Origin of the sequence: Streptomyces sp. NPDC046887, from assembly GCF_040644755.1 — a bacterium.
GTDB classification, from domain to species: Bacteria; Actinomycetota; Actinomycetes; order Streptomycetales; family Streptomycetaceae; genus Streptomyces; species Streptomyces lichenis.
Genome location: NZ_JBEYXH010000016.1, coordinates 1 through 8520, shown reverse-complemented (window position 1 = coordinate 8520; position 8520 = coordinate 1). Strand labels below are relative to the sequence as shown.

The window sequence follows — 8520 nt, the reverse complement described above, 5'->3', positions numbered from 1 at the left end:
CGAGGGGGACACCAGGAAGGGGAGGACCATGAAGGGCGGGATCTCGCGCACGGTGGCCGAGGAGCTGGACGCGGCCGATCCGCTGGCGGCGTTCCGGGAGCGGTTCGTCATCACCGACCCGGAAACGATCTATCTGGACGGAAACTCACTGGGCCGGCTGCCGGCCGCCACCCCGGAGCTGCTGCGCCGGGTGGTGGAGGAGGGCTGGGGCGGCGGGCTGGTGCGGTCCTGGGGCGACTGGATCGACTGGGGCGCGCGGCTCGGTGACCGCCTCGCCGAGCGGGTGCTGGGCGCCCGCCCCGGTGAGGTGGTGGTGTCCGACTCGACCTCGGTGAACCTCTACAAGCTGGCCGCCGCCGCGCTGGACGCGGCCCCGGGGCGTACCACGGTGCTGATGGACGCCGAGGACTTCCCGACCAACCGCTATGTGCTCCAGGGGCTGGCCGAGCAGCGCGGGCTGCGGTTGCGCCGGCTCGCCTCGGACCTGGACGGCGGCCTGGACCTGGAGGTGCTGCGGGCGGCGCTGGACGGGGACACGGCACTGGTGGTGCTGTCCCTGGTGTCGTACCGCAGCGGGGCGCTGGCGGACATGGCGGCGGTGAACGGGCTGGCCCGCGCGGCCGGGGCGCGGGTGCTGTGGGACCTGTCGCACGCGGCCGGAGCGGTGCCGGTGGAGCTGACCGCGTCGGGCGCGGAGCTGGCGGTCGGCTGCACCTACAAGTATCTGAACGGCGGCCCGGGTTCGCCCGCGTTCCTCTATGTGCGGCGGGAGCTGCACGAGGTGCTGCGGCAGCCGGTGTGGGGGTGGTTCGGGCAGCGGGAGCAGTTCGCGATGGGGCCGGAGTACGACCCGGTGGCGTCGATCGGGCGGTTCCTGGTGAGCACCCCGCCGCTGCTGTCGCTGGCGGCGATCGATCCGGCGCTGACGGTGGTGGAGGAGGCCGGGGTGGCGCGCATCCGGGCCAAGGGGCTGCTGCTGGGCCGGCTGGCGGACGCCCTGGCGGACGACTGGCTCGCCCCGCTGGGGTTCCGGCCGGCCTCGCCGCGCCCGCCGGAGCTGCGGGGGTCGCATCTGTCGCTGCACCATCCGGAGGCCTGGCGGATCTGCCAGACGCTCGCCGCGGAGGCGAAGGTGGTGTGCGACTACCGGACCCCGGACCGGCTGCGGATCGGCCCCTCCCCGCTGTACACCCGGTTCACCGAGGTGTGGGACGCGCTGGACCGGCTGCGCGAGGTCGCCGCCCGGGGCGCCTACCTCGCCCGCCCGGCCGGACTGGCCCGGGTGACCTGATCGCGGCCCCTCACCCCCGTACCTCTCCTCGTCCGTTCGTCGTCTCGCCTGTCTCGTCTGTATCGCTTGTCTCGTCTATCTCGCTTGTCTCGTCTATCGCTTGTCTCGCTTGGGAGCCCTGATGGCAGACGTGTCCCCGCTCACCACCGACGGCCTGGTCCGGATCCTGTTCGGTTCCTCGGCCTTCCAGATGCTCAACGCGGGCCGGAACCTCGGCCTGTTCCGGCTGCTGCGGAGCAGTCCCGGGCTGACCGCGCGGGAGGTCGAACGGGAACTCGGCCTGGCGGAGCGGCCGGTGCAGATCCTGCTGCTGGGCACCACCGCGCTGGGCCTGACGGTCCGGGAGGGCGAGGGCTACCGCAACGCCGGTCTGCTGGACGGGCTGTTCGCGGACGGCACCTGGGAGATCATCGACGATCTGATCGACTACGAGGAGCGGATCGTCCGCCCCGCCGAGGTGGACTTCACCGAGTCGCTGCGCGCCGACACCAATGTGGGTCTGCGGCGGATCAAGGGCAGCGGACCGGATCTGTACCACCGGCTGTCCGCCGACCCGGAGCTTGAGCAGTTGTTCTACCGCTGTATGCGGTCCTGGTCGCGGCTGTCCAACCCGGTGCTGGTGGAGAAGGCGGATCTGACCGGGGTGCGCCGGGTGCTGGACGTCGGCGGCGGCGACGGGGTGAACGCCATCGCGCTGGCCGAGGCGAACCCGGGGGTCTCCTTCACCGTGCTGGACCTGCCGGGGACGGTGGAGATCGCCCGGCGCAGGATCGCCGAACGCGGCCTCGCCGACCGGATCGAGGTGCGGGCCGCGGACATCTTCGCCGACGACTACCCGCCGGGCCATGACTGCGTGCTCTTCGCCAACCAGCTGGTGATCTGGTCGCCGGAGGAGAACACCCGGCTGCTGGGCAAGGCGTACGCGGCCCTGCCGGAGGGCGGCCGGGTGCTGGTGTTCAGCGCGATGTCCGACGACAGCGGCGACGGCCCGCTGTACGCGGCGCTGGACAACGTCTACTTCGCGACCCTGCCCGCCGGGAGCAGCACCATCTACCGGTGGGGCCAGTACGAGGAGTGGTTCGCCGCCGCCGGCTTCGTCAAGCCGGAGCGGCTGCCGGGCGGCCGGTGGACGCCGCACGGTGTGATCAGCGCGGTCAAGTGATTGCCGAATGACTGGAAGTGACCGCTCCGCGCCGTGGTGGTGCGGTTGAGTGACGCCCCCGCGGTCTTCCCGTGGGGCACCTGCGAGCCAACCGGAGCCCGAACCATGTCCCTGACTGCCCCCGGCGCCGCCGAGACCGGCCCGGGCACCTGCCCCCACATGATGGACCCGCCGCTGCTGGCGGACCCGTTCGGCGGATACGGCCGGCTGCGCGAGCAGGCGCCGGTGGTCCGCGGCCGGTTCGTCGACGGCACCCCGGTGTGGTTCGTCACCCGCTACGAGGACGTCCGGCGGGTGCTGCGCGACCCCCGGTTCGTCAACACGCCCTCGCACGTCCCCGGCCAGCAGGGCGCGGATCCGCGCGAGTCCATGATGGACCTGCTCAACGTCCCCCACCAGCTGCGGGTGTATCTGCTCGGCTCGATCCTGGACAGCGACCCGCCGGACCATCCTCGGCTGCGACGGCTGGTGACCCGGGCGTTCGCCGCCCGCCGGATCCTGGATCTGCGGCCGGACATCGAGCGGATCGCCGAGGAGTTGCTCGCCGGGCTGCCGGAGCGGGCGGAGCCGGACGGCGCGGTCGATCTGCTGGAGCACTTCGCCTATCCGCTCTCCATCCGGGTGATCTGCGAGCTGGTCGGCATCCCGGCGGCCGATCTGGACTCCTGGCGGGAGTGGGGCGGCGATCTGGTCTCGATGCGGCCCGAGCGGCTGGAGCAGTCCTTCCCGGTGATGATCCGCTACTGCCATGAGCTGATCGGCGAACGGCGGGCCGCGCTCCGCGAAGACCTGCTGAGCGCGCTGATCCGGGCGCAGGACGACGACGGCAGCCGGCTCAGCGACACCGAGATGGTCACCATGATCCTGACCCTGGTGCTGGCCGGGCATGAGACGAGCGCCCATCTGATCGGCAACGGCACCGCCGCACTGCTCACCCATCCCGAGCAGTTGGCGCTGCTGCGCAAGGACCCCGCGCTGCTGCCGCGCACGGTCCATGAGCTGATGCGCTGGTGCGGCTCGGTGCAGGTGGCCAGGTTGCGGTACGCGACCGAGGACCTGGAGCTGGCCGGGGTGCCCGTCGCCCGGGGTGACGCGGTCCAACTGGTGCTGGTGTCGGCCAACTTCGACCCGCGCCACTACGCCGAGCCGGACCGGCTGGACATCCTGCGCCACCAGGAGGGGCAGGCGGAGAACCATGTCGGTTTCGGCCATGGCATCCACTACTGCCTGGGCGCGACGCTGGCCCGGCAGGAGGGCGAGGTGGCGTTCGGCACGCTGCTGGAGCACTACCCGGACCTGGCGCTGGCCGATCCGGACGGCGAGCTGGACCGGGCCCATCTGCCCGGGAGCTGGCGGCTGAACTCGCTGCGGCTGCGGCTGACACCCTGAGCGGCCGGGTCGGGGCGTGCCGGCCCGCGGCATGGGTGAGGGGCCGCCCGTGATGGGCGGCCCCTCGGGGAAGTGGCCGGTGAGGCCGGCAGCGGGGTACGCGGTCGGTCGGTGGGGCCGGCACGTGGGGTACGCGGCCGGTGGGGCCGGCACGTGGGGTATGCGGCCGGCCGGGGGCGGCCGCTCAGGGGCGCGGCCCAGCGGCGCGGGTCAGGGGCCGATCTCGTGGGCGGCGGCCCGGTCGAGAGCGACCAGTATCCACTCCTCGAAGTCCCGCTCCATCCGGGAGGCCGCCTCCCGCCAGCGCTCCACCCGGTCCGAGGGGGCGGAGATACGGGGCAGGCTGGCGCGTTCGGGTGCGCTGACCGCCCGGTTGCCCTGGCGGCTCTGGCGCAGTTGGGCGCGGAGCTGGTTCCTGGACCAGCCGTGCTGCTCCGCGCGGTCGAGCCAGGCGTCGGCCTCGGCGGGCGGCAGCGAGGTGACCTCGGCATGGTGGCCGAAGCTCAGCTCCTCGCGGCGCCGCCAGAGCTCGAAGTGGCGTGCCACCCAGGCGTAGTTGCGCAGGGTCTGGTAGTCGAGCCCGGCGGCCTGCACCCCGGTCTGGTAGCGGTCGGCGTAACGTTCCTGCCCGTAGACCATCCAGTCGCCCAGGCACCAGGCCGAGGAGTCGGCGATCTGGAAGATGTGCGCTCCCGCCTTCTGCCACCGGTCGTACGGCAGGCCGACCGGGATCTTCAGGCCGACCCGGGTGGTCAGGATGCGCTCCTGGCCGGGATCCCTGCGGGGCGCGGACCTGGCGGCCCCCCGCCGGCTGACGGGTAGCCGCCGGTCGTCCTGGTCGTCTCTGGCGATTTGCTGCACGCATCCCCCTGCCATCGAGGCACCGACACATCTCGCACCAGCCGTTTTCGGCCCACGGCTTGCCCAGTTAAGGCCGTAAGCCCGAAAAACCGTAGAACAGCTTTCGAGATCGAGTCAATGTGCACTTCCGGTCAGTACGCGGAAGTTCAGCGGGAGGTCCGGAAATCGCACTTCCGAATAGGTAACGTCATTGTGTGGTAATGGGTTCGCGGGCGGCCACGGGGGCGGGGCGCCGGGGCCTCAGCCCTCCTCGCCCGCGGCCCGTACGGCCGTGTCGACGCCGTCGAGGATGACCTGGAGTCCGGCCAGGAAGGCCTGACGGGCCTCGCGTTCGGCGGGCGACCCCTCGGCCTCCTCGGGCTGCCCGGACCCGGCGGGCAGCTCGGCGGCGGGGGTGGCGCGTGCCTCCAGGGCCGCCAGGGCCGGGAAGCGCTCGGCGAAGTCGGGGGCGACCTCGGCCAGCAGCGCCGAGCGGACCGACCACCACTCGTCATCGGACACCCCGGTGGCCGCCGCCGCCTGCCGCTGCTCGGACGCCACCCGGGCCATCCCCCGGACGAACTGGAACAGCAGGGCAATCACCCGGCGGACCCGCAGCGGCTCCAGGCCGATGCCGCCGAGGATCCGGACCACCGTCTCCAGCTGCGCGTACTCGCCGGGGCCGAGCACCGGCCTGGCCTGGGAGACCGAGAGCACCCACGGGTGGCGCAGATAGAAGTCCCAGGTGTCGTCCGCCCAGCCGGTGATCGCCGGGCGCCAGCCCGCAGCGGTGTCGTAGGCGGTCGGCAGCTCGGCCAGCGCCCGGTCGTGCATGAGGTCGACCAGCTCGCTCTTGCTGGGCACATAGGTGTAGAGCGCCATGGCGGTGCGCCCCAGCCGACTGCCCACCGCGCGCATCGAGAGGGCGTCCATGCCCTGCTCGTCGGCGAGTGCGATACCCGCGGCCACGATCGTGTCGACATCCAGCCCCGGTTTGGGTCCGGGCACCGACCGGGTGGCCGCGGAATCGGCCGAGCGCCAGAGCAGAGCCATCGAGCGACGGGCGTCGCCCTGTCCGGCAAAAAAGACCACCTTGCAACTCCTTACCGCATAAAGTAACCTCCACCGAGGCAACTCTTTACGGTGTAAGCATATCAGGTGAGCGGGTGTACGCGCCCCTCGCCCGAGCCGGGACGGCCCGCCGGCGTCGAACCGCCCGTTGCCTGGTGGACACGGCGGGCACCGCGGGCAAGAGAGAAGGACTCATGATCACAGTGCGAGGTCTGGCCCGGCAGTTCGCCGTGCGCGGGCGGACCGTCGACGCGGTGAAGGGCATCGACTTCGACGTGTCGGCCGGCGAGCTCGTCGGCTTCCTCGGCCCGAACGGGGCCGGCAAGACCACCACCCTGCGGATGCTGACCACCCTGCTGCGCCCCACCGGCGGCACCGGCACCGTGGCCGGCTGCGACCTGCTGGCGGACCCGCAGGGCGTCCGGCGCCGGATCGGCTATGTGGCCCAGGGCGGGTCCTCCTGGCCGGAGGCCCGGGTGGCGGAGGAGATCGAGACCCAGGCGCGGCTGTACGGGCTGTCCCGGGCGGAGGCCAGGCGGCGCGGGGCGCTGCTGGCCGACGAACTGGACCTGGCCGACCTGGGCCAGCGCCCCACCAAGACGCTCTCCGGCGGTCAGCGCCGTCGGCTGGACATCGCCCTGGGGCTGGTGCACGGACCGGAGTTGGTCTTCCTGGACGAGCCCACCACCGGGCTGGACCCGCAGAGCCGGGCCAACCTCTGGGACCATGTGCGGCGGATGCGGGCGGAGCAGGGCATGACCGTCTTCCTCACCACCCACTACCTGGACGAGGCCGACGCCCTGTGCGACCGGATCCTGGTGACCGACCACGGCACGATCGTCGCCGAGGGCACCCCCGACGAGCTGAAGTCACGGGTGGCCGGCGACGCCGTCACCGTGGAGGTCGCCGACCGGGCCGAGGAGGCCGCCGAGGTGGCCCACCGGCTGCCCGGGGCGCACGAGGTCACCGTCAACGAGACGACCGTGCGCTTCCGGGTGCCCCGAGGTGACGCGGCCCTGCCGGAGCTGCTGCGCGCCCTGGACGCCCAGGACATCACCATGACCTCGGTGAAGGTCAACCGGCCCACCCTGGACGATGTGTTCCTCAGTCTGACCGGCCGTTCGCTGCGCGACGGCGAGAGCCCGAACCCGGCCGTGGAGGCCACCCATGCTGCGTGACACCTGGCTGATCTTCACCCGCGATATGACGCTGTCCCTGCGCAGCCCCACCTGGCTGCTGATCGGCATCATGCAGCCGCTGCTGTATCTGTTCCTGTTCGGCCCGCTGATGGTGACGGTGGCCGAGCACACCCCCGGCTTCCCCTCGGGCGACGCCTGGAAGGTGCTGACCCCGGCCCTCATCGTGCAGACGGCGCTGTTCAGCGGGGCGTTCGCCGGGGTCGGGCTGCTCACCGAGTACCGGGTCGGCGTGGTCGACCGCTTCCGCACCACCGCCGCCAGCCGGTCCGCCCTGCTCTTCGGCAAGGTGCTGGCCCAGGCCGTGCAGGCCGCCGCGCAGTCGGTGCTGATCGTGCTGGTGACCCTGCTGGTCTTCGATCTGGACGCGCCGCTGTCCGGGATGCTGCTCAGCCTGGCGATCGCCGCGGTGCTGGCCATCGCGCTGTCCTCGGGGTCGTACGCGCTGGCGCTGATACTCAAGAGCGAGGCGGCCTTCCCGTCCCTGATGAACGCGGTGCTGCTGCCGCTGCTGCTGCTCTCCGGCGTGCTGCTGCCGGTCACCGAGGAGATGGCCCCGAGCTGGCTGTACAACCTGGCCCGGATCAACCCGCTGACCCATGTGGTGGACGCCGAGCGGGCCGCGTTCCGCGGCGACTGGGACTCGTCCACCCTGCTGACCGGTTCGGTGGTGCTGCTCCTGCTGGCCGCCCTGGCGCTGCTGTGGGGCACCCGGACCTTCCGCAAGGAGAACGCCTGAGAACGCCTGAGGGAGTCTGGGAAGGACGGGGACGCCGGAGGCCCCGGACCGGCGGCGTTGTGGGAATCTACGAACTCCCGGCCCCGGCCCCGGGACGCTTTCATGGCTTCCTTTCCTGGCTGAATACCCTCGGTTGGCTGTGTACTCCTTAGCGGTGGAGCACCCGCGCGTGCCCCCCGCACCGTTACCGACAAGGAGTCACCGTGACCGCACCCATCCAGGAAGCCGGCGTCCAGGACCTTGAGCACGCCTGGCTGAACGAGGCGATCACGCTCGCCACCACCAGTGTGGCAGGCGGCGGCGGTCCGTTCGGCGCGCTGGTCGTCAAGGACGGCGTGGTGGTGGCCAGCGGGAACAACCAGGTCACCGCGACCCTGGACCCCACGGCGCACGCCGAGGTGAGCGTGATGCGGGCCGCCTGCCGGCGGCTGGGTGACTTCTCGCTGGAGGGCTGCGTCCTGGTCACCTCCTGCGAGCCCTGTCCGATGTGCCTCTCCTCCGCGCTGTGGGCGCGCATCGACCGGATCGTCTACGCCGCCGACCGGCACGACGCCGCGGTGGCCGGTTTCGACGACCGCCGGTTCTACGAGCTGTTCGACAAGAAGCCCGCCTCGCTGTGGCCGATGCCGGTGGAGCGGCTGGACCTGCCGAACCGCACCGCGCCGTTCGACGCCTGGCTGGCCAAGGCCGACCGCGTCGACTACTGACGGTCCCCGGGCGGCGGTGGCCCGGGACGACGACGGCACTCTGCACCGCCGCTTCCGTGCGGAGCTCGGCACCACCCCGCTGGCCTGGCTGACCACCCAGCGGCTCGCCCTGGCCTGCCGGCTGA

At 72.2% G+C, this 8520-nt stretch carries 8 protein-coding genes; 6 read left to right on the top strand and 2 right to left on the bottom strand.

The features are described 5' to 3' along the window. The first annotated feature begins 28 nt into the window (after window positions 1–28). The 3 genes from kynU (at window position 29) to ABZ945_RS17045 (ending at window position 3842) form a co-directional block, all read left to right on the top strand. The gene (gene kynU, locus ABZ945_RS17055; RefSeq protein WP_361269658.1) at window positions 29–1291 is read left to right on the top strand and encodes a kynureninase; all 1263 of its coding nucleotides are present in this window, start codon (window positions 29–31) and stop codon (window positions 1289–1291) included. Between the two features lie 121 nt (window positions 1292–1412). Further along, the gene (locus ABZ945_RS17050; RefSeq protein WP_361269655.1) at window positions 1413–2453 is read left to right on the top strand and encodes a methyltransferase; all 1041 of its coding nucleotides are present in this window, start codon (window positions 1413–1415) and stop codon (window positions 2451–2453) included. Between the two features lie 105 nt (window positions 2454–2558). Then, window positions 2559–3842: a cytochrome P450 gene (locus tag ABZ945_RS17045; protein ID WP_361269652.1), complete on the top strand. Its 1284-nt coding sequence runs from the start codon at window positions 2559–2561 to the stop codon at window positions 3840–3842. A 210-nt stretch (window positions 3843–4052) separates the two neighbouring features. Here ABZ945_RS17045 and ABZ945_RS17040 read toward each other — a convergent pair whose 3' ends face one another. Next, complete coding sequence (locus tag ABZ945_RS17040; RefSeq protein ID WP_308282351.1) at window positions 4053–4703, bottom strand: LmbU family transcriptional regulator; 651 nt, start codon at window positions 4701–4703, stop codon at window positions 4053–4055. A gap of 240 nt (window positions 4704–4943) precedes the next feature. Continuing rightward, window positions 4944–5774 (bottom strand): TetR/AcrR family transcriptional regulator, encoded by an 831-nt coding sequence (locus ABZ945_RS17035; protein ID WP_361269649.1) that lies wholly within the window; start codon window positions 5772–5774, stop codon window positions 4944–4946. Between the two features lie 173 nt (window positions 5775–5947). On the opposite strand from ABZ945_RS17035, the gene ABZ945_RS17030 reads away from it, so the two are divergent. From ABZ945_RS17030 to ABZ945_RS17020, 3 genes are all read left to right on the top strand, one after another. Further along, window positions 5948–6931: an ATP-binding cassette domain-containing protein gene (locus ABZ945_RS17030; RefSeq protein WP_361269646.1), complete on the top strand. Its 984-nt coding sequence runs from the start codon at window positions 5948–5950 to the stop codon at window positions 6929–6931. Next, complete coding sequence (locus tag ABZ945_RS17025) at window positions 6921–7688, top strand: ABC transporter permease (protein WP_248634517.1); 768 nt, start codon at window positions 6921–6923, stop codon at window positions 7686–7688. The genes ABZ945_RS17030 and ABZ945_RS17025 overlap by 11 nt, the downstream gene beginning before the upstream one ends. Before the next feature lie 203 nt (window positions 7689–7891). Further along, on the top strand, window positions 7892–8395 hold the full coding sequence (locus ABZ945_RS17020; RefSeq protein WP_361269643.1) for a nucleoside deaminase: 504 nt from the start codon (window positions 7892–7894) through the stop codon (window positions 8393–8395). Window positions 8396–8520 lie beyond the last annotated feature (125 nt).